The sequence below is a fragment of the Streptomyces sp. NPDC049597 genome, assembly GCF_040675505.1.
GTDB lineage: Bacteria > Actinomycetota > Actinomycetes > Streptomycetales > Streptomycetaceae > Streptomyces.
On record NZ_JBFAOY010000001.1, the window covers coordinates 176,257 to 196,389 of the forward strand.

Annotated in this window: 19 protein-coding genes and 3 pseudogenes; 12 read left to right on the plus strand and 10 right to left on the minus strand. The window is 69.9% G+C overall.

The genetic code is table 11. From position 1 onward, the window contains the following. Window positions 1-191 precede the first annotated feature (191 nt). The 3 genes from AB0K02_RS00785 to AB0K02_RS00795 are packed head-to-tail and all read left to right on the plus strand — an operon-like array spanning window position 192 to window position 2,079. Complete coding sequence (locus AB0K02_RS00785; protein WP_365990172.1) at window positions 192-605, plus strand: TIR domain-containing protein; 414 nt, start codon at window positions 192-194, stop codon at window positions 603-605. Continuing rightward, window positions 602-1,603 (plus strand): caspase family protein, encoded by a 1,002-nt coding sequence (locus AB0K02_RS00790; RefSeq protein ID WP_365990173.1) that lies wholly within the window; start codon window positions 602-604, stop codon window positions 1,601-1,603. The genes AB0K02_RS00785 and AB0K02_RS00790 overlap by 4 nt, the downstream gene beginning before the upstream one ends. 56 nt (window positions 1,604-1,659) lie before the next feature. After that, the gene (locus tag AB0K02_RS00795; RefSeq protein WP_365990174.1) at window positions 1,660-2,079 is read left to right on the plus strand and encodes a hypothetical protein; all 420 of its coding nucleotides are present in this window, start codon (window positions 1,660-1,662) and stop codon (window positions 2,077-2,079) included. A gap of 13 nt (window positions 2,080-2,092) precedes the next feature. Here the strand turns inward: AB0K02_RS00795 and AB0K02_RS00800 are convergent, their stop codons facing one another. Then, window positions 2,093-2,968, minus strand: a complete 876-nt coding sequence (locus AB0K02_RS00800; RefSeq protein WP_365990175.1) for a hypothetical protein — start codon at window positions 2,966-2,968, stop codon at window positions 2,093-2,095. Between the two features lie 102 nt (window positions 2,969-3,070). Continuing rightward, entirely contained in the window at window positions 3,071-4,048 is a 978-nt protein-coding gene (locus AB0K02_RS00805; RefSeq protein WP_365990176.1) for a toll/interleukin-1 receptor domain-containing protein, read from the minus strand. A 201-nt stretch (window positions 4,049-4,249) separates the two neighbouring features. On the opposite strand from AB0K02_RS00805, the pseudogene AB0K02_RS00810 reads away from it, so the two are divergent. Continuing rightward, window positions 4,250-4,374, plus strand: a pseudogene (locus tag AB0K02_RS00810) (transposase); the annotation flags it as partial. A gap of 216 nt (window positions 4,375-4,590) precedes the next feature. Here the strand turns inward: AB0K02_RS00810 and AB0K02_RS00815 are convergent. Next, a pseudogene (locus AB0K02_RS00815) lies at window positions 4,591-4,784 on the minus strand (sporulation protein SsgA); the annotation flags it as partial. 469 nt (window positions 4,785-5,253) lie between these two features. Next, window positions 5,254-6,615 (minus strand): glutamine synthetase family protein, encoded by a 1,362-nt coding sequence (locus tag AB0K02_RS00820; RefSeq protein ID WP_365990177.1) that lies wholly within the window; start codon window positions 6,613-6,615, stop codon window positions 5,254-5,256. 322 nt (window positions 6,616-6,937) lie between these two features. Between AB0K02_RS00820 and AB0K02_RS00825 the strand changes: the two genes are divergently transcribed. From AB0K02_RS00825 to AB0K02_RS00845, 5 genes are all read left to right on the plus strand, one after another. After that, window positions 6,938-7,345 carry a hypothetical protein gene (locus AB0K02_RS00825; RefSeq protein ID WP_365990178.1) on the plus strand — a complete coding sequence of 136 codons (408 nt, stop codon included), beginning with the start codon at window positions 6,938-6,940 and terminating at the stop codon, window positions 7,343-7,345. Between the two features lie 62 nt (window positions 7,346-7,407). Next, the gene (locus AB0K02_RS00830) at window positions 7,408-8,055 is read left to right on the plus strand and encodes a DUF3105 domain-containing protein (protein ID WP_365990179.1); all 648 of its coding nucleotides are present in this window, start codon (window positions 7,408-7,410) and stop codon (window positions 8,053-8,055) included. A gap of 5 nt (window positions 8,056-8,060) precedes the next feature. After that, entirely contained in the window at window positions 8,061-8,750 is a 690-nt protein-coding gene (locus tag AB0K02_RS00835; RefSeq protein ID WP_365990180.1) for a DUF305 domain-containing protein, read from the plus strand. A gap of 315 nt (window positions 8,751-9,065) precedes the next feature. Then, window positions 9,066-9,497 carry a CBS domain-containing protein gene (locus AB0K02_RS00840; RefSeq protein ID WP_365990181.1) on the plus strand — a complete coding sequence of 144 codons (432 nt, stop codon included), beginning with the start codon at window positions 9,066-9,068 and terminating at the stop codon, window positions 9,495-9,497. Window positions 9,498-9,772: 275 nt separating this feature from the next. After that, window positions 9,773-11,530, plus strand: coding sequence for an NAD+ synthase (locus AB0K02_RS00845; protein ID WP_365990182.1), 1,758 nt, complete (start codon window positions 9,773-9,775; stop codon window positions 11,528-11,530). On the opposite strand, the pseudogene AB0K02_RS00850 reads toward AB0K02_RS00845, so the two are convergent. The 4 genes and pseudogenes from AB0K02_RS00850 to AB0K02_RS00865 all read right to left on the minus strand — a co-directional run. Continuing rightward, window positions 11,499-12,140, minus strand: a pseudogene (locus AB0K02_RS00850) (MFS transporter); the annotation flags it as partial. The gene AB0K02_RS00845 and the pseudogene AB0K02_RS00850 overlap by 32 nt on opposite strands. A 134-nt stretch (window positions 12,141-12,274) precedes the next feature. After that, on the minus strand, window positions 12,275-13,294 hold the full coding sequence (locus AB0K02_RS00855; RefSeq protein WP_365990183.1) for an endonuclease/exonuclease/phosphatase family protein: 1,020 nt from the start codon (window positions 13,292-13,294) through the stop codon (window positions 12,275-12,277). 264 nt (window positions 13,295-13,558) lie between these two features. Continuing rightward, on the minus strand, window positions 13,559-14,371 hold the full coding sequence (locus AB0K02_RS00860; RefSeq protein ID WP_365990184.1) for a TetR/AcrR family transcriptional regulator C-terminal ligand-binding domain-containing protein: 813 nt from the start codon (window positions 14,369-14,371) through the stop codon (window positions 13,559-13,561). Window positions 14,372-14,403: 32 nt separating this feature from the next. Continuing rightward, window positions 14,404-16,011, minus strand: a complete 1,608-nt coding sequence (locus AB0K02_RS00865; RefSeq protein ID WP_365990185.1) for an MFS transporter — start codon at window positions 16,009-16,011, stop codon at window positions 14,404-14,406. Between the two features lie 156 nt (window positions 16,012-16,167). Here AB0K02_RS00865 and panB point away from each other — a divergent pair, with 156 nt between their 5' ends. The 3 genes from panB (at window position 16,168) to AB0K02_RS00880 (ending at window position 19,018) form a co-directional block, all read left to right on the plus strand. Further along, window positions 16,168-17,040, plus strand: a complete 873-nt coding sequence (panB, locus tag AB0K02_RS00870; RefSeq protein WP_365990186.1) for a 3-methyl-2-oxobutanoate hydroxymethyltransferase — start codon at window positions 16,168-16,170, stop codon at window positions 17,038-17,040. 147 nt (window positions 17,041-17,187) lie between these two features. Next, window positions 17,188-17,556, plus strand: coding sequence for a cupin domain-containing protein (locus tag AB0K02_RS00875; protein ID WP_365990187.1), 369 nt, complete (start codon window positions 17,188-17,190; stop codon window positions 17,554-17,556). Between the two features lie 664 nt (window positions 17,557-18,220). After that, the gene (locus tag AB0K02_RS00880) at window positions 18,221-19,018 is read left to right on the plus strand and encodes a site-2 protease family protein (RefSeq protein ID WP_365990188.1); all 798 of its coding nucleotides are present in this window, start codon (window positions 18,221-18,223) and stop codon (window positions 19,016-19,018) included. A gap of 43 nt (window positions 19,019-19,061) precedes the next feature. Here the strand turns inward: AB0K02_RS00880 and AB0K02_RS00885 are convergent, their stop codons facing one another. Both AB0K02_RS00885 and npdG read right to left on the minus strand, forming a co-directional pair. Then, the gene (locus AB0K02_RS00885) at window positions 19,062-19,250 is read right to left on the minus strand and encodes a hypothetical protein (RefSeq protein ID WP_365990189.1); all 189 of its coding nucleotides are present in this window, start codon (window positions 19,248-19,250) and stop codon (window positions 19,062-19,064) included. A 146-nt stretch (window positions 19,251-19,396) separates the two neighbouring features. Beyond that, window positions 19,397-20,110 (minus strand): NADPH-dependent F420 reductase, encoded by a 714-nt coding sequence (npdG, locus tag AB0K02_RS00890; protein ID WP_365990190.1) that lies wholly within the window; start codon window positions 20,108-20,110, stop codon window positions 19,397-19,399. Window positions 20,111-20,133: the final 23 nt, after the last annotated feature.

A 20,133-nucleotide genomic window follows, 5' to 3' on the forward strand; every position in this document is an offset into this window, starting at 1 on the left:
TCTTCCCTGCGAAGACCCTACAGAGCTGCAGATGCCCCATCGAGGGGCGAGGCCGAAACGTGGAAGCCGCGTATCACGCCTGGTAGCCAGCGGTTCCCCCGGGCAGCTCAAAGTCACAAAACACCACCGCGCTGTCAGACCTGTCGCCTAGTGTGAGGCTTCACCGGTCCTGCTCGGGAGCAAGGAAGACGATGGCAAATCCGCGCGCGTTCCTCAGCTTCGACTTTGATCACAACGAGCTTCAGAAGAAGATGTTCGCAGGCCAGGCGGTGAGCGACTCACCCGCGCCGTTCACCGTCGAAGACTGGTCGAGCAAGACCTCGCTGCCCCAAAGCCAGTGGGAAGCCCTCATCAAGAAGAAGATCGCAAACACCCACATGTGCATCGTTCTGGTGGGCCAGCACATGGCGACGGCCACGGGTGTAGCCAAGGAGATCGCCATGGCCAAGGAACTGCTGGTCCCCGCCTTCGGTGTCTATGTCGACGGCGCCGGACCCAGCAGCCCACTGCCTGTCGGCCTGCCGCGGAGCCGCACCATCGCATGGAAGTGGGAACTCATCGCTCTGGCGGTGCGGCAAATGATGGGCGAGGGCAAGAACGCGTGAAGCGGGCCATCATCGTAGGCATTGACCACTACCCGGACGGTCAATCCCTCGGGGGTTGCGTCGCAGATGCGAGAGCGCTCGACAAGCTGCTTTCTGCCAACGCTGATGGCAGCCCGAACTGGCGCACTCAATTGATCACAGGAAAGGAGGGCGGTCCTGAGGTAACGCGGGACGGTCTGCGTCACGCCCTCACCCAACTGTTCGCCAGTGCTCGTGACACGGATTTACTCTTCTTCTTCGCCGGCCACGGGGCGCAGACGCCCTGGGGCGCCGATCTGGTTACCCAGGACGCTACAGACCATACGCTGGGCGTATCGATGAATGACCTGATCACCCTGGCCAACGATTCACCTGCCCGCAGTGTCACATTGATACTCGACTGTTGCTTCAGCGGAGATCTGGGAAATACACCAGGGCAGCAAGCCGCAGCAGTTGCAGAGAACTTCCGCCTCAACAAGAGCATTCTGCGGGAGAACGTCACCATCCTGGCCGCAAGCCGCGGAATCGAGACATCGCAGGAGGCAGACGGACACGGCGCCTTTACCCGCGTCCTCCTTGACGGACTCGAAGGAGGAGCCACCGACCACCTGGGAAAGGTCACTGCGCTCAGCCTTTACGGATACATAAGCCCAGCCTTTGACGCGTGGCAGCAGCGCCCGGTCTTCAAGGCGAACGTGACCGAGCCCGTTGTCCTGCGCATCGGTCCCCCATGGCTGGACGCCGCCATGCTGCGAAAGTTGCCCGAACACTTTCCTGAGGCAGACAGTCGAGTACGTCTGAGCCCGGAGCACGAGGGCGAAGGGAGACCTCTGCCTCGTGGAACTTCAGGCACTCCAAAACAGCAGCAATTCGACTATTTCGGGCGGCTGCGCAACGCCAACCTTGTCACCACGGACGGTCAACGTGATCACTACTGGGTAGCCATGGAAAGCGGAGAGGTTTACTTGACTCCCATGGGCCAGTACTTCTGGAAGCTAGCGAAACGGAAGGTGCTATGAGACGCATCGGGTGTACCGGACACCAGACGTTGAGCGTCGCCACACGGCGGCATGTCGTGGAAGCCATGCTGGCCGAGCTAAGCGACATGGAGGAAGAAATCTTGGGGGTGACGTGCCTCGCAGAGGGGGCAGATCAGGCTTTCGCGCTGGCCATGCTTGCCCGCGGAGGACAGTTGCATGTTGTCATCCCGAGTAGCGATTACGAAAACAGCTTCCAAAGCAACGAAGCGCGATCGGCCTACAATTCTCTACTCCAGATTGCCACCTCCCGCTCAGAGCTGGACTTTTCCACGGCTGGTGAAGACGCATATTTGGCCGCAGGGCAGGAGGTAGCTGATCAGAGCGATATCCTGCTGGCAGTCTGGGACGGCAGGCCGGCGGGCGGAAAAGGCGGCACCGCCGATATCGTGGCCTATGCCCGGCAGCAAGGTACGGACGTCCGCGTCATCTGGCCACCGGGCTCGACAAGGCAGTAACACCAAGCAGTCCCTAGGGTTCGCGGGACGCGATCAGACTCTGCGCGAGAGCGCGGTCGTACAGCTTCGTTGCGATGATGCCCCGAGGAGTCAGGACGGTCGACCACACCTTGACCGCGTGAACGGTCCGCCGCTGGTCCTCCTTTTCCTCCAGAATTCGCACGACCAACGCATGGTGCATCAATTTCGCCGCGGACCGCACATCGACGGAGGTCAACTCCAGCATCGCCAGGATCTGCTCAGCGTTGTTGCGTGCGGTCAGATGCGACGGGTCGTATGTACCCTTCCTGCCACAGGGTGGGAAAACAATCGTCACGCGGTGCTGGAGGCCGCATCTGCGGATCAACTCGATCTCCCACGCGAGGGACGGACGCATCTCGCGCCCTGGCGCGAGCAGCAGCACGATATGCGCGGCTTTCCCTACTAGTGCGGCAACATGATCCTGCCAGTCCTCGTCGGGTGAACGCAGGTAGACCGGACCAGGCGGCGAATACCGCACAGCGGCATCCACCAACGAGTACGCCGACATGTCCTGATGACGCAACAGAGCCCGCGCCGTCACCTGCTCCAAGGTCAAGGCAGGTGACCACAAGCCGATTTGGGGATGGGTGGGGAGTAGCACTTTGCCATCACCGCCGAATGTCCGCAGCATCAGACAGTACGAGGCATCCGACGCGAGTACAGAGTCGATGACCTGGGCGCAGTCCAGGCTCTCGCGGAGCCGCTTGTACCGCAACCACCACCGCAGGCCACTACCCAAGCCGAGGGCGAAAACCGGTAGGACGGTAACACCCCAGATCCCGGCGACCGATTCGAGCACCTTCTCACTCCCGGCCTGCTGGTCGAGAAGGACGTAGACGAGAGGAGGGACGAACAGCAGAGCGGCCAACAGCAGACCGACCTCCCGGACGAACCTGAGGAAGCGCCATCTCAACGGGACACCGGCCTTCGTGTTCGACGCCGCCCATTCGCTCGGTAGGGACGACGGCTCTCAGACTTCTCGGCGCCTGTTGCGCCACGCATGGACGCCCGGCAGCAGCGAAGAGTCCTCGCCGACCCCGCGCCCCTCCAAGACGCCCTCAACATTGTCGAAAAAGCCGACGGCGAAACGCCGCTGCCAGGCCAGCAGGGCAGGTACGGCTGCCAGAGAGACGCCGTTGGTAAGAATCGCCAGACCGACAGAAACGCCGGCAACCGCCCCGGTCTTGACAGATGGCAGCTTCAACACCACGGTGGAATGACCCGGATCGGCGTCGACCACCTCCGCGGAAACCGCGCCGCCGCGGCGAGCGTTGAAGGTCACCATCGCAGCTTCCGGCCTCACCTCAATGATTGGGTAACGCAGCAACTCGACGGCTCCCGTCAGCGCGTCGAATGCCCGACGCCGGGAAGCCTGCAACCGGCGCTCGTAGCGCCTGGTGGTCAGGAGCGTCGGCTCGCCGGGAGAAGCTGTGTCTGCTTCAGAGGCGGGAAATACCCCGTGCCCCTCAAGCGTCTCCAGGAGCCGGCCGAAGTCGTATGGCCAGTCCGAATCAGCGAGTCTGACGGCTTGCAGGCGTGAAAGTGTCTCGAGCGAGGGAGGTAGTTCATGCCCAGGTGGCATCACCGCCCCTCCGACGAGCACCGGTATGAGAGCTTTGCCGTGCCGGAGAGCAGTCTCCAACTCAACGCGTACCAGGTCGGCCGAGTCATCCAGCCGCCGCTGCCCCTGGTCATTCGAGCTACTCAGCCAGTCAGGCCCTAAGACCGCGATCACCGCGCGAGACGCGACTAACGCCCGCTCCAACTCCACTACGTAGTCCCGGGCGGGCAGGTTCGAATCGATGTCCAGATAGACACATTCCTTCCCGAAATACCTCCGCAGGTCGGCAGCGAGTCGCCCGGTCCACGGAGCCGAGTCCGAACGTCGATAAGAAATGAATATCGCCCGCCGCTCCTTCGCGGACGTCCGATCTTCAGGTGCTTGCATCACCGCTCCCGTCCGCGTCCTATCCGCCCGGCTCATGTGGAGGGGACCACAAGGGCGCTGTACGCAGCCTTCCGACAAGCACACGTGAAAACAAGAGGTGCAGGGGAGCGCACAGGCGGCGCACGCAAGTTGTCCGCGGACGGTGCAAGAAGACTCGTCGTTGTCGCAGGAGCACGCCGTGCACGGGCCCGATCTGATGCGATGTGGGAGCGGATCGAACCGCTGATGCCGACCGATCCGGTTTGCGGACGGCGTCGGCCGACCACCGCCGCACGCTCGAGGCCATCGCGTGGAAGTACCGCACCAGCTCGCCCTGGCGCGAACTCTTCGCCTCACTACGCCCTTCGCGATAGACAGCGTCTTCAGTAGGGTCCCAACGTGGGATAGGTAGCCCCGCATTCGGCGATGACGGGGGACGAACACTTCGTAAGCTTCGTCCTGAGCGACCCACAAAGTGCCGCCGGGCTCCTCGCGCGAGATCCAGCCATGGGTCGTTAGATAGAGGGAGATGCGGCGCGGATCGCCAGCTGCCCAGTAGATGCCGGCAGCAGCGGGCGGAAGTCCTGGAACATCTTCGGATCCGAGAGCGGCAGCAGCACATCCCGCCGAGACAGGATCTCCGTCTGCAGGTTGAGGCGGTCTCGCGCTTGCCCGATCCAGTGCCGCCCACGATGCGCACGTGGGTGCCGTTGCGGCTGGCGTCGGGGTCGCCGGGCCCGCCGAGAAGTGGCTGACCACGCAGACAACCGACATGACCACGCGAGAGTCGGTGGAGCCCGCGATTCGCGGCCACGCCATCCCTACCTGGGTCCGCGGCCGCTCGGCTCGCTCAAGCTGGAGCACATCCGGGATTCGCTCAGCGAACTGGAACGGGCCGTCCCTGCGTCGTCGTACCGGCGCGTGATCTGCAACATCGTGTCGACGGTCCGTAACGCGGCGGTGGACGATGGCCACCTGCCGGAGAACCCGTGCCGTGCGCAGTCGGTTCGTCCCCCGGCCACGGGAAGTGGCCGTTTTGTGCCGTGGAGCGCCGAGCGCGAGCAGGCGCACGGGCCCGGAAAGCCGTGGACGGCCTGTACGAGGGCACCGGTCCCGCGCCGGACGGCCCAGAGACGGCCCAGGGCCGGTGAGACGCCGTGGGGCCGACGGTCCGCGACCGTCGGCCCCACCCACTGAATCAGCGGGAAACCTGCGCTGACCAGTGCTTACAGCACCGGCAGGCTCTTGCGCAGCTCGAAGGCCGTGACCTCGGAGCGGTACTCCTCCCACTCCTGCTTCTTGTTGCGCAGGAAGAAGTCGAAGACGTGCTCGCCCAGCGTCTCGGCCACGAGTTCGCTGCGCTCCATCAGGTCGATCGCCTCGCCCAGGTTCTGCGGGAGCGGGGCGATGCCCATCGCACGGCGCTCCGCGTCCGACAGGGCCCACACGTCGTCGTCAGCGCCCGCGGGGAGCTCGTAGCCCTCCTCGATGCCCTTGAGGCCCGCCGCGAGCAGGACCGCGTACGCCAGGTACGGGTTGCAGCCGGAGTCCAGCGAGCGGACCTCGATCCGGGCCGAGCCCGTCTTGCCCGGCTTGTACATCGGGACGCGGATCAGAGCGGAGCGGTTGTTGTGGCCCCAGCAGATGTACGAGGGGGCCTCGCCGCCCGCTCCGGCGCTGCGGGCCGAGCCGCCCCAGATGCGCTTGTAGGAGTTGACCCACTGGTTGGTGACGGCCGAGATCTCGGCGGCGTGCCGCAGCAGGCCCGCGATGAAGGAGCGGCCGACCTTGGAGAGCTGGTACTCGGCGCCCGACTCGTAGAAGGCGTTGCGGTCGCCTTCGAAGAGGGACAGGTGGGTGTGCATGCCGGAGCCGGGGTACTCCGAGAACGGCTTCGGCATGAACGTGGCCTGGACGCCCTGCTCCAGCGCGACCTGCTTCATGACCAGGCGGAACGTCATGATGTTGTCGGCCGTCGACAGCGCGTCCGCGTAGCGCAGGTCGATCTCCTGCTGACCCGGCGCGCCCTCGTGGTGGCTGAACTCCACCGAGATGCCCATGGACTCCAGCATCGTGATGGCCTGGCGGCGGAAGTCCATGCCCACGTTCTGCGGGGTGTGGTCGAAGTAGCCGGAGCTGTCCGCGGGGGTCGGGCGGGTGCCGTCGACCGGCTTGTCCTTCAGCAGGAAGAACTCGATCTCCGGGTGGGTGTAGAAGGTGAAGCCCAGGTCGGAGGTCTTGGCGAGGATGCGCTTCAGCACGAAGCGCGGGTCCGCGAAGGACGGCGAGCCGTCGGGCATGAGGATGTCGCAGAACATCCGGGCGGTGCCGGGGGCCTCCGCGCGCCAGGGGAGGATCTGGAAGGTGCCCGGGTCCGGCTTGGCGATCATGTCCGACTCGTAGACGCGCGCGAAGCCCTCGATCGCGGAGCCGTCGAAGCCGATGCCCTCGTCGAAGGCCTGCTCCAGCTCGGCGGGGGCCACGGCGACGGACTTGAGGAAGCCGAGCACGTCGGTGAACCACAGGCGCACGAAGCGGATGTCGCGCTCCTCGAGCGTGCGGAGCACGAATTCCTGCTGCTTGTCCATGTCTGCGTTCCTACCCATCCTTGCGGTCCGCCGCCTGTCTGCCGCCTGCCTACCCGTCCCGAGGATGCCATTCACGGGTTTCGGGCAGGTTGCGCGGGGCGGCTGTGCCCATTGTGGGCCAGGGCACATCCGGAGACGACCCTGAGGGGTCTCTCACTCCTCCCGGCCCTCTGTGAAGGTCCTCACGGGTACCCCCGGAGGTCCCTCGCCCGGTGCGCTCGCGGCCTTCGGGCGGTTCGCGCCGGTTGCCCGCCCATGGAGCCGTGAGGTTTCCCTCCCCATCCGGCCTGCGCCGCCCGCGCGCCTACTACGATCTCGGGCCATGAGGGGTTCGCGGAGCGACCGCGTCTCGCGCAGTGCGCGTCCCACGGCTCTGCTGAGCTCCGTGGCGACGCTGCTCGGCGCGCTCTTCATCTGCCTGAGCCCATCGGCGCCCGCGCCCCACCAGGGGGCGGCGCACGAGACGGCGGCCGTGCGGGCACCCGGTGCCACCGACGGTGGCGGCCCCGCGTCCTCGCCCGTGTTCAGCTGCCCGGACCACCGGGGCGACTGCGGTCTGCTGCCGGTGCTGGGCCCGGCCGTGCTCACCGCTCCCCCGCTCGACGCTCCTGAGGCCACGGCCGCCGAGATCCCCCGCACGGCGGCGGCGGACGGCGGCGGCGGACCGCCGCGTACCGGCGCCCTGCCCCGGGCCCCCGACCTGCACGTCCTTCAGGTGCTGCGGGCGTAGATCCGCCCGCTCACCTCCCGCACCGACACACACCCCCAGACCTCACGAAGGACGACCCCACGATGGCTTCCCGCAACACCACCAACGAGCGCCGGGCCCGAATAGAGCAGATGCGCCGCGCCGAGCAGGCCCGCGAGCGCCGCAACCGCATCATCACGATCACCGTCAGCACCGTCGTCGTCGCCTCGCTCGTGGGCTTCGGCGCCTTCGTGCTCGACAAGAAGTCCGACGAGAAGGAGCAGGAGGTCGCCGCGGCCAAGGCCCCGGTCACCGACGAGAAGACCTGGGACGCCAAGAAGCTGGGCCGCAACCACGTCGAGACCCAGGTGGCGTACGAGATGGCCCCGCCGGTCGGCGGTGACCACAGCCAGGTGTGGATGAACTGCAACGGCGACGTCTACACCGAGCCCGTACCGGACGTGAACGCCGTCCACTCGCTGGAGCACGGCGCGGTCTGGGTGACGTACACCGACAGGGCCTCCGAGGCCGATGTGAAGAAGCTCGGCGAGAAGGTCGAGAAGACCCCGTACTCGCTGATGAGCCCGTACAAGAACCAGAAGGGCGCGATCATGCTGAGCGCCTGGGGCAAGCAGGTCACGGTCGACTCGGCCGACGACCCGCGGGTGAACCAGTTCTTCACCAAGTACGTGCAGGGGCCGCAGACGCCCGAGCCCGGTGCGGCCTGCACGGGCGGGCTGAGCGGGAAGTGAGCGGCATGACGCGTACGCACTGGGCCGCGATCACCGCGGTCGTGCTCGCGCTGCTGTTCGCCGGGGCCGCCACGGTGGTGGCCTCCGCCGGCGGGGACACGTCCGCCGCCCGTACGCCCACGGGCGACTCGGCGGACGCCGACTTCGCCCGGGACATGTCGGTCCACCATCAGCAGGCGGTGGAGATGTCGTTCATCGTCCGGGACCGGACGAAGGACGAGGAGGTGCGCAGGCTCGCGTACGACATCGCCAACACGCAGGCCAATCAGCGCGGCATGATGCTGGGCTGGCTCGACCTGTGGGAGCTGCCCAAGGTCGTCGCCGGCCGCGAGCCGATGGAGTGGATGCACCGGGGCACCGACGCCGCTTCGTCCGGGCACGGCTCCGCACACGGCGGACACGGCTCCGGCCGCGCCGACGGCGCGGCGGAGGACGGCCGGCTGATGCCGGGCATGGCGACGAAGGACGAGCTGGAGCGGCTGCGCGGGCTCAGCGGCCGGCAGGCGGAGGTCTTCTACCTCCAGCTGATGATCAACCACCACAACGGCGGTGTGGCGATGGCCCAGGGCTGCGTGGACCTGTGCACCGTCGGCACGGAGCGCGATCTGGCGCAGGGCATGGTGGACGCGCAGCGCTCGGAGGTCGAGCTGATGGTCGGCCTGCTGAAGAAGCGCGGTGCCCAGCCGCTCGCCTGACCCGTACGGAAAGGGGCACGTCCGTCACCGCGTGGTGACGGACGGGCCCGCGTGCTCCGGCGGCCGCTGGGCGTGGGGTGACGGGCCCCCGGGCCCGCGTGCTCCGGGGGCCGGTGGTCGCCGTGCCGGGGGGCCGGTGGTCGGGTGCTCCTGGGGGCCGGGGCCCGCGTGCTCCCGGGGGCCGGGGCCCGCGTGCTCCGGGAGGCCGGGGCCCGCGTGCTCCCGGGAGCCGGTGGCCGCAGCGGTCGCGTAGGCCGGAAGGCGCAACCACAATGGGATGGCTCGGGGCCTTTCGGCATCCAGGAGGCACGTTCGATGACCACGGCCAGAGACATCATGCACCCGGGGGCCCAGTGGATCCCCTCGCACGAGACCCTCGACCGCGCCGCACAGATGATGCGCGAGATGAACGTGGGCGCCCTGCCCATCGCGGACGCCGACGAACGCCTCTGCGGCATCCTCACCGACCGTGACATCGTGGTGGGCTGTGTCGCCATGGGGCACGACCCGTCGAAGGTGACGGCGGGCGAGATGGCCAAGGGCACACCACGCTGGATCGACGCGGGCGCCGACGTCGAGGAGGTGCTCCGCGAGATGCAGGGCCACCAGATCCGCCGTCTGCCGGTGATCGAGAACAAGCGCCTCGTGGGCATGATCAGCGAGGCCGATCTGGCACAGCACCTCAACGAGGACCAGATCGCGGGCTGGGCGGAACGCGTGTACGCGGCCACCGGCCCTCGTTCGTAGCGGCCCGTCGGTGCGGCGCGCTCGTGCCGCACCGACACCCCGGCCCGTGCGTGCGGCGCGCGCCGCGGGCCCGGCGGCCGGACGACTGCGCGGGGTGCGGTCCGGCGGCCGGACAACCACCCGCACCCGCGGCCCTTCGCCGCGGGGTGCGGGTGGTTGTCGGTCCGGGGCCGGTTGCCGGTCCGGAGCCGGCGGCCGGTCCGGGGCCGACGGCCGGACGAGGCGCTCCACCCGTCCCGAGACATCGCGTCAGACAGACGATTACACTGAGCCGCGTGCCTCAACTACGCATCGCTCTGAACCAGATCGACTCGACCGTCGGCGACATCGCCGGCAACGCCGAGGCCATCGTCCACTGGACCCGGCACGCCGCCGAGCAGGGGGCGCACCTCGTCGCGTTCCCCGAGATGGTGCTGACCGGGTACCCCGTGGAGGACCTGGCCCTGCGCTCGTCCTTCGTCGAGGCGTCCCGCGCCGCGCTGCGGGCGCTCGCCTCGCGGCTGGCCGCCGAGGGGTTCGGGGACCTGCCCGTCGTCGTCGGCTATCTGGACCGCTCCGAGACGGCCCAGCCCAAGTACGGCCAGCCGGCCGGCGCTCCGCAGAACGCCGGCGCCGTGCTGCACGGCGGCGAGGTGGTGCTGACCTTCGCCAAGCACCACCTGCCCAACTACGGCGTCTTCGACGAGTTCCGGTACTTCGTGCCGGGCGACACGATGCCGGTCGTCCGCGTCCACGGCGTCGACGTCGCGCTCGCGATCTGCGAGGACCTGTGGCAGGACGGCGGCCGCGTGCCGGCGGCCCGCAGCGCGCAGGCCGGCCTGCTGGTCTCGATCAACGCCTCGCCGTACGAGCGCGAGAAGGACGACACCCGCCTGGAGCTGGTGCGCAAGCGCGCCCAGGAGGCCGGCTGCACCACCGCGTACCTGGCGATGATCGGCGGGCAGGACGAGCTGGTCTTCGACGGCGACTCCATCGTCGTGGGCGCCGACGGCGAAGTGATCGCCCGCGCGCCGCAGTTCGCCGAGGGCTGCGTCGTACTGGACCTGGACCTGCCCGCGGCCGCCCCCGACGCGCCGACGGGTGTCGTCGACGACGGTCTGACCGTCGACCGCGTCGTGCTGTCCGAGGAGCCGCTGCCCGCGTACGAGGCCGAGCTCACCGGCGGGTACGCCGACCGGCTCGACGACGACGAGGAGGTGTACTCCGCGCTGGTCGTCGGCCTGCGCGCGTACGCCGCCAAGAACGGCTTCCGGTCCGTCCTCGTCGGCCTCTCGGGCGGCATCGACTCCGCCCTGGTCGCGGCCATCGCGTGCGACGCCCTCGGCGCGCAGAACGTGTACGGCGTCTCGATGCCGTCCAAGTACAGCTCCGACCACTCCAGGGGCGACGCCGCCGAGCTGGCGCGCCGGACCGGGCTGAACTTCCGGACCGTGCCGATCGAGCCGATGTTCGACGCGTACATGACCTCGCTGGGGCTGACGGGGCTGGCCGAGGAGAACCTCCAGTCGCGGCTGCGCGGGACGATGCTGATGGCCCTGTCCAACCAGGAGGGCCACATCGTGCTCGCGCCGGGCAACAAGTCCGAGCTGGCGGTGGGGTATTCGACGCTGTACGGCGACTCGGTCGGGGCGTACGGGCCGATCAAGGACGTCTACAAGACGGCCGTCTTCCGGCTCGCGCGGTGGCGCAACCGCGCCGCCGAGGAGCGCGGCCAGACCCCGCCGATCCCCGAGGCGTCGATCACCAAGCCGCCGAGCGCCGAGCTGCGTCCCGGCCAGGTGGACACCGACTCGCTGCCCGACTACGACCTGCTCGACCGCATCCTGGAGCTGTACGTCGACCGCGACCAGGGCAAGGACGCGATCGTCGCGGCCGGGTTCGACGAGGAGCTGGTGACGAGGACGCTGCGGCTGGTGGACACGGCGGAGTACAAGCGGCGCCAGTACCCGCCGGGCACCAAGATCTCGGCCAAGGGCTTCGGCAAGGACCGGCGGCTGCCGATCACGAACCGGTGGCGCGAGACGACGAGCTGACCGGCTCCGGTGTACGGGGGTCTCCCGCGGCGATCACGCGGGAGGCCCCCTCTCCGTCGCGCTTTCCGTCACGCTTTGCGCCGCGGTCGAGCAGTCCGGCCGCGGCGGCGATGGCGAGACCCGCGACGGCCAGGACCGCGCCGACGAACGCCGGCGACGTCCAGCCCCAGCCGGCGGCGATGGCCGCGCCGCCGAGCCAGGCGCCGCCCGCGTTGGCGAGGTTGAACGCCGAGTGGTTGGAGGCCGAGGCGAGCGTCGGGGCGTCCTGCGCCTTGCGCATCACCAGCATCTGCAGCGGGGTGGTGGTCAGGAAGCCGACCGCGCCGAGGACGACGACGGCCGTGAGCGCGAGCCACGTGGTGTGCACGGTGAAGGGGAACGCGACCAGGACCAGGGCGAGCGCGGCGAGGGAGCCGTACAGGGTCGGGCGCAGCGCCCGGTCGGTGAGCGGCCCCGCGACGAGCGCGCCCAGAGTCATGCCGATGCCGAACAGGGCGAGCACGAGGGTGACGGACGTCTCGCCGAGACCCATGGCCTCGGTGGTCATCGAGGCCAGGTACGCGTACACGGCGAAGACGCCGGCGAACCCGAAGACGGCGGTCAGCAGGCCCGAGGCGCGGGGTCCGGGCGGCGCGGGGGTCGGGCGCAGTCCGCCCGACAGGGCGGCGCGGGGGCCGGGGCGCAGCCCAAGTCAGGGGGGCCGGGGCGGAGACCCGGTTCAAAGGACGGGGCGGGTGGGGGGCGTCACAGGCTGACGCGGGCCGCGATCGGCAGGTGGTCGCTCGCCGTCCTCGGCAGGGTCCACGACGACACCGGCTCCACCCCGCGCACCATGATCTGGTCGATCCGCGCCATCGGGAACGTCGCCGGCCAGCTGAAGCCGAAGCCGTCCCCCGCCGCCCCCTGCGTCGAGCGCATCTGGGACGTGACCGCGTTCAGGGAGCGGTCGTTCATCGTGCCGTTGAGGTCGCCGAGCAGCACCACGCGGTCGAGGCCCTCCCGGGCGATCGCCTCCCCCAGCGCGTCCGCACTGTTGTCCCGCTGGTTGGCCGTGAAGCCCGCGTTCATCTTCACGCGCACCGACGGCAGGTGCGCCACGTACACCGCCACCTCGCCACCCGGCGCCGCCACCGTCGCGCGCATCGCACGCGTCCAGCCCAGCCGGATGTCCACCGGCGCCGCACCCGACAGCGGGTACTTGCTCCACAGGCCGACCGTGCCCTCGACCGCGTGGTACGGGTACGTCTTCGCCAGCGCCTTCTCGTACGACGCCACCTGTCCGCCCGGCAGTTCCTGCAGCGCGAGCACGTCGGCGCCCGAGGCCGCGACGTCCAGGGCGGTGTCGGCCGGGTCGGGGTTCTGGGCGTTCACGTTGTGCGTGGCGACCGTCAGATCCCCTCCGCTCGCCGACGACTTGCCCGTGAGCAGGCCGCCGAACAGGTTGAACCAGACCACGAGCGGCAGCAGCAGCGCGATCAGCGCCGTGGCCGAGCGGCGCACCAGCGCGCCGACGAGGATCAGCGGCACGGCCAGGCCCAGCCACGGCAGGAACGTCTCGGTGAGGCTGCCGAGGTTGCCGATCCGGTTGGGGATATGCGCGTGCAGGATCATCAGGAACGCCACCAGCACGGCGAACAGCCCGAGCAGGATGCCCCGCCGCCAGATCCCCCGGTCGCCACGCCAGCGCTCGCTTCGGAAGCGGGGTCCGGATGGCCGCGTCCCCGCCGTACCGTTCCGCGTCTCCGCCGTGTACGCCTGCGCCATAGAGCTGTCCTCACTGCCTTGCTGTCACACCGGTGGCGAGCCGCGCCGCTCCCCCGGGCCTCGGGCCCTTTCCTCGAAGGACCCTAGGCCGTCGGGCAGTCCGGGGTCCCGCGGCCCCCTCGGCACCCTAGGGGATGACCGGTGGTCACTCCGCCGTCCGCGGACGGCCCTACTGCCACGACGACGCCCGGTCCGCACACAGGGTTCCTGGTATCGGCCCAGGTGGGGCGGCTGTGACAGAACGCGCACATTCACACGCCGCCTTCAGCCGGGCGGCCGCACCCCGCGCAGCACGGTGTCCACGATCCGCTCGGCGCTTCCCGGTCCGGGCGTGGACTCGGGCCGCAGAACGGTGCGTACGAGCATGGGGCCCACGAACATGTCGCCGAGCAGGTCGAAGTCGACGTCGGCGCGTATCTCCCCGGTCTCGACGCCGCGCCGCAGGACGGCGTCCATGCGCTCGCGGCGGGGAGTGACGGCAATCCGGTGGTACATCTCCCAGAGCCGGGGATAGCTCTGCATCTGCGCGAAGACGTTGTGCAGGAGCGCGGAGGAGCGCTTGGCGAGTCCGCGCCGGCGCAGCATCTCGACGAGCGCCACGAGGTCGTCGCGTACGGAGGTGCCGGGAAGGGGCGGGTCGACGGGTTCCATGGAGCGGACGACGTCGACGAGGAGGGACTCCTTGCCCTCCCAGCGGCGGTAGATGGTGGCCTTGCCCACCCCGGCGGTGCGGGCGATGCGCTCGATGGAGAGGTCGGAGATGGCCACGCCCTCTTCGAGGAGACGGACGACGGCGTCGATGACCGACCGCTCGACGGCCTCGCTGCGGGGGCGCCCGCGGCGGGCCGGCGCGCCGGCCGGCCGGGCGTGCGACTGGGTGCCCGTCTTCCCCGCGTCCGGCCCGTGAGCGCCGGAGCCCGCGCCCTGGGCGTCCGGTCCCTGCGCGTGCGCGCCCGAGCCCGACCCGCGTGCGTCCCGTCCGTGCGCGTGCGCCCCCGCGCCCGGCCCGCGCGCGTCCCGCCCGTGGGGGCCGTGCTGCTGCCCCGGGGGCACCGTCGCTCCGCCTCTCGCCGCCATCCGGCCATTGTCCCGCAGGCTGTTCACGGTGCTCACGCCCCTGGTGGCTCGGCCTTCATCGGCACCTGCTCGGGCTCTGGCCGCTTTGCCGGCGGCGCGGCCCGGCCCGGCAGGAACAACGCCACCACCACCGCGCCCATCACCGCCACGCACGCCGACCCGAGCGCCGTCAGGTGCATCGCGCTCAGGAACGCCTCGTGCGCCGGGGCGGTCAGCTCCTTGCCCGCGGGGCCCAGGCGCTGCGCCGCGGCAAGCGTCGCCTCGACCGACTCGCCCGCCGCCTCCCGCGCCCCGCCCGGCAGTGCGGTCAGGTGGGGCTCGATCTCGCCGCGGTAGCGCGCGGACAGCGCCGAGCCGAGCACCGCGACGCCCAGGGCGCCGCCCACCTGCCGGAACGTGTTGTTGATCGCCGAACCCGAACCGGCCTTCTCCCTCGGCAGCGTCTGCATCACGGCCACCGTCACCGGCGTCATGACGTGCGCCATGCCCGTGCCCTGGACGAAGAAGACGGCCTCCAGCACCCACAGCGGCGTCGACGCGTCGAAGAACCCGAACGAGCCGAGACCTGCCGCGACCATCAGCATGCCCACCGCGCACACGGAACGTGCGCCGAAGCGGTCCACGACCAGGCGGGCCCGCGGGGCGAACACCACCTGCGTCACCGCCAGCGGCACCATCAGCATCCCGGCCTCCAGCGCGCTGTGGCCGCGCACGCTCTGCAGGTAGAACGCGGAGATGAAGGTCACGCCCATGAGCGCGAAGAACCCCAGGGTGCCCGCGGCGATGGAGGCGGCGAACGCCGGCCTGCCGAAGTACGACATGTCGATCGCCGGGTGGTCGCTCCGCTTCTCGTGCAGCACGAAGCCCGCCAGGACCACCACGCCGGCCAGAAGCGGGAGGACCACGGAAGGGGCGGTGAAGTCGGCGAGCTCGCCGCCGTGGATGATGCCGGACACCAGCAGGACGAGGCCGACGATGGACAGGACGACGCCGAGCGGGTCCAAACGGCCCGGATCCGGGTCCTTCGACTCGGGGACCAGCAGGACCATCGCCACCAGAGCGATGATCACGACCGGCACGTTGACCAGGAAGATCGAGCCCCACCAGAAGTGCTCGAGCAGCAGTCCTCCGGTGATGGGGCCGAGCGCGACGGCGACGCCGACGCTGCCGGTCCAGATGCCGATCGCCTTGGGCTGTTCGGCGCGCTCGAAGACGTTCATCAGAACGGCGAGCGTGGCCGGCATCACGAAGGCCGAGCCGAGGCCCATCATGGCCCGGTAGGCGATCAGCTCGACGGGAGAGGCGGAGAACGCGGCGAGCGCCGATCCCACGCCGAAGACGGTGACGCCGAGGAGCAGCACCTTCTTGCGGCCGATGCGGTCGCCGAGCAGTCCCGCCGTGAAGAGCAGTCCGGCGAAGACGAGCGTGTACGCGTTGATCGCCCACTCCAGCTGGCCCTGGGTGGCGCCGAGGCCGGTGGGCGGGGGTGCGGCGATCGTCCGCACCGCCACGTTCAGGATCGAGTTGTCCAGGACCACCATCAGCAGGCTGAGCATCAGGACGACGAGGGTCGCCCAGCGTCTGCGGTGGACGGCCTCGGGTACGCGGGGAGCCGTGGCGGCCCCTGAGGGGCTGGTCATGGACCCAGCCTAACCATTTCGATACGAAACCGTCTCGTAAAGGAACTCCGCGACACGAGGTCCTCTTCCGTCCGGGCGGCACGTAGTGCCACCATGGAGGCGGTCCGGGGACGCCGTCAGGGCGCCTCGAGATGACAACAAGGAGCCGGATCAGCCATGACGCTTCAGGCTGCGCAGAACCAGCCCGCCGCCCGCCCCTCCGACAGCAAGGCGCTCTACGGCGGCTCGCAGAGGCGGCGCATCACCGTCCACGACATCACCGCCGCCAAGGAGCGCGGCGAGAAGTGGGCCATGCTCACCGCGTACGACGCGATGACCGCGTCCGTCTTCGACGAGGCCGGCATCCCGGTCATGCTCGTGGGCGACTCGATGGGCAACTGTCACCTCGGTTACGAGACCACCGTCCCCGTGACGATGGACGAGATGACGCTGCTCTCCGCCGCCGTCGTCCGGGGCACCAAGCGCGCCCTGATCGTCGGCGACCTGCCGTTCGGCTCATACCAGGAGGGCCCGGTCCAGGCCCTGCGCAACGCCACCCGGCTCGTCAAGGAAGCGGGCGTGGGCGCGGTCAAGCTGGAGGGCGGCGAGCGCTCGCTCGCGCAGACCGAGCTGATCGTCGAGTCCGGCATCCCGGTCGTCTCCCACCTGGGCCTGACCCCCCAGTCCGTCAACACCATGGGCTACCGCGTACAGGGCCGCGGCGACGAGGCCGCCCACCGGCTGATCCGCGACGCCAAGGCGGCGCAGGACGCGGGCGCCTTCGCCGTCGTGCTGGAGCTGGTTCCGGCCGAGCTCGCCGCGGAGGTCACCCGCTCCCTGCACATCCCGACCATCGGCATCGGCGCAGGACCGGACACGGACGCGCAGGTCCTCGTCTGGACCGACATGGCGGGCCTGACGGGCGGCAAGGTGCCCCGCTTCACCAAGCAGTACGCGGACCTGCGCCGCGCCCTCGGCGACGCGGCGAAGGCGTTCGCCGAGGACGTCCGGGGCGGGGCGTTCCCCGCCGAGGAGCACACCTTCCACTGACCACTGCCGGTACGGACGACAGCCCGCCGATCTTCCCCCGTCGGCGGGCTGTCGCATGTCCAAGTGCGGCTGCGGGATCGGGCCTTCGGCGTAGTGTGGAAGGTGGTCTCGGGGGTGTTCCGCGACGCCGCCTGGAGGCGGATGACCATGGCCGGAATCGTGAGCAGAACGTTCGACAAGGCTGACGAGACACGGGAATTCACCGAGGGCAAGGGGAGGCTCGACCTCCTCAACACGGACCAGGGGCCGGTCGGCCGGGCCGTCTTCGAGCCGGGCTGGCGCTGGTCCTCCCACATCAAGCCCCTCGCGGGGACGGACAGCTGCATGGCGGCCCATGTCGGATACGTCGTCAGCGGACGCATGAAGATCATCATGGACGACGGCGAGACGACCGACGTGGAACCGGGCCAGTTCATCACCGTCGCCCCCGGACACGACGCCTACGTCGTCGGTGACGAGCCGTGCGTCATGCTCGACTGGGTCGGATTCGGGGATTACGCGAAGTCCGGCTCCTGACCTGAGCGAACAACGGCCGTCGACGGTATGCCGGCCCCGTGTCGGCACGCTGTCGGCGGTCTGTCGTGCGCCCCGGGCCCGTGGACCGCACGCGCCGGCGAGAACGCCGTCCTCGCCGACCAGGGGCGGCTCGCCGCGCCGGTTCCCGGCGACGGGCAACTCACCGCTGTCGTCGGCCTGCTGAGCGGGCGCGGCTTCGTCATCGCGCACACCGGCACCATCTGCCCGGCCCGGACGAGGTGTTCCCCGCGGTCGCCGGCGCCGGGACGCCGTCCCCGGGGGTGAGGGAGGGACCGGACCATCGGGCGGGCCCGCATCCGCATCGGCGCGCACGTGCGCCGCGACGTCCTGCGGATCAGACCGGATCCACAGCCGATGTCCGACGCCCCGCCGATGTCCGACGCCCCGCCGATGTCCGACGCCCTGTCGATGCCCGTTGTCCTCATCGGATGCCCCCCGAAGAGCGCGAGGGTGTTGCCGCGCAGGTCGGTGCGCATCTGCTCCAAGGGGTGGCGGGCCTCGTCGACGGGAGGCCGGAGCGGGCAGGAACCCGGGAGGCCCCCAGCGACGTCGTCCCCCGTGTCACCGGTACGGTCTACTCCGCACGCCGTCCCCGCGTGCCCGCCCCACGGTCCCGCACGCCCGCGTCCCAGGAGCCGCACCCATGACCATCGCTGCCAGGCGCCCCAGCGACCGCAGGATCAGTCCCGTGTTCATCGGGATCGCCGCGGTGACGGCGGTGACGGGCTGGGCCGTGTGGACGGACTTCGCGGCCAGTCCCGGTCTCGCCGTCTTCCTGTTCGTGGTCTCGGCGTGGATCGTCTCCCTCTGCCTGCACGAGTACGCGCACGCCCGTACCGCGCTGCACGGCGGTGACATCTCGGTCGGCGCGAAGGGCTATCTGACGCTCAATCCGCTGAAGTACACGCATGCCCTGCTGAGCGTCGTACTGCCCGTCATCTTCGTGATCATGGGCGGCATCGGCCTGCCCGGCGGCGCCGTCTTCATCGAGATGCACCGCATCCGGCAGCGCTGGAAGCACAGCCTGGTCTCCGCGGCGGGCCCGCTGACGAACGTGCTGTTCGCCGCCGTGTGCACGGCGCCCTTCTGGCTGGGCGCCCTCGACGGGGTTCCGCTGCCCTTCCGCCTCGCCCTGGCCTTCCTCGCGATGCTCCAGGTCACCGCCGCGATCCTGAACTTCCTGCCGGTGCCCGGCCTCGACGGCTACGGGGTGATCGAGCCCTGGCTGTCGTACAAGGTGCGCCGCCAGGTGGAGCCGTTCGCGCCGTTCGGCCTGATCGCCGTCTTCGTGGTCCTGTGGATCCCCGAGGTCAACGCGGTGTTCTTCGACGCGATCCACGGCGTGATGGACGCGCTCGGCGTGCAGCAGATCGAGATCTACTGCGGCCGGGACCTGTTCACCTTCTGGGACGGCCAGGACGACTTCTGCGTCGCCGGCTGACGGACGCCGGGCGGGCGCCCGGGGGCGTCAGGCGCAGGAGGCGTCAGGCGGACGGAGCGCCGGCCCCGCGCTGCGCCCTGGCGCGTCGGATGTAGTACCAGGCCATGTTCGACGACAGGCCGGCGAGCAGCACCCAGACGATCCCGAGCCACATGCCCTGCGTGAAGGACAGCACCGCCGCGGCGACGGAGAGCACGCAGACGACGAGGGAGTAGAGGGCGAGGCGGGGCATGGGGTGCGGCTCCTGTCGGGTCCTTCGGAGGGGGCGGGTCCCTCCAGTGTCCCCCATGCCCCGCGGCTCCCGGACGCCGGTCGGATCGAGGGCCCCGGTGGCCTCCCGGAGCGCGGTCGGGGCCGGGCACCCGGTCGCGGCGCCCGTCACACGTCGGTGACGCGCAGCCCCGCGTGTGCCTTGTAGCGGCGGTTCACCGAGATCAGGTTGGCGACGAGCGACTCGACCTGGTGCGCGCCTCGCAGCCGGCCGGCGAACACTCCGCGCATCCCGGGGATGCGGGCGGCGAGTGCCTGGACGACGTCGGTGTCCGCGCGGGACTCGCCGAGCACCATCACGTCGGTGTCGATCTCGTCGATCGACTCGTCCTGCAGGAGCACGGCCGACAGGTGGTGGAAGGCCGCGGTCACCCGCGAGTCCGGCAGCAGCGCGGCTGCCTGTTCGGCGGCGCTGCCCTCCTCCGGCTTCAGCGCGTACGCGCCCTTCTTGTCGAAGCCGAGCGGGTTGACGCAGTCGACGACGAGCTTGCCCACGAGCTCCTTCTGCAGCGTCTCCAGCGTCTTGGCGTGTCCCTCCCAGGGCACGGCAACGATCACGATGTCGCTGCGCCGGGCGCACTCGGCGTTGTCGGCGCCCTCGACGCCGAGACCGAGCTCCGCCGCGGCGGCCTCGGCGCGCTCGGCGGACCGCGAGCCGATGATCACGCGCTGGCCCGCCTTGGCCAGCCGGTAGGCGAGCCCGCGGCCCTGGTCGCCGGTGCCGCCGAGGACACCGACGACGAGGCCGGAGACGTCGGGGAGGTCCCAGGGGTCCCTGGCGGGGGCCTTCGGGGCGGTGCCCGTGCTGTCATTCGAAGTCATGGCCCGACCTTACTCGCTGGTAC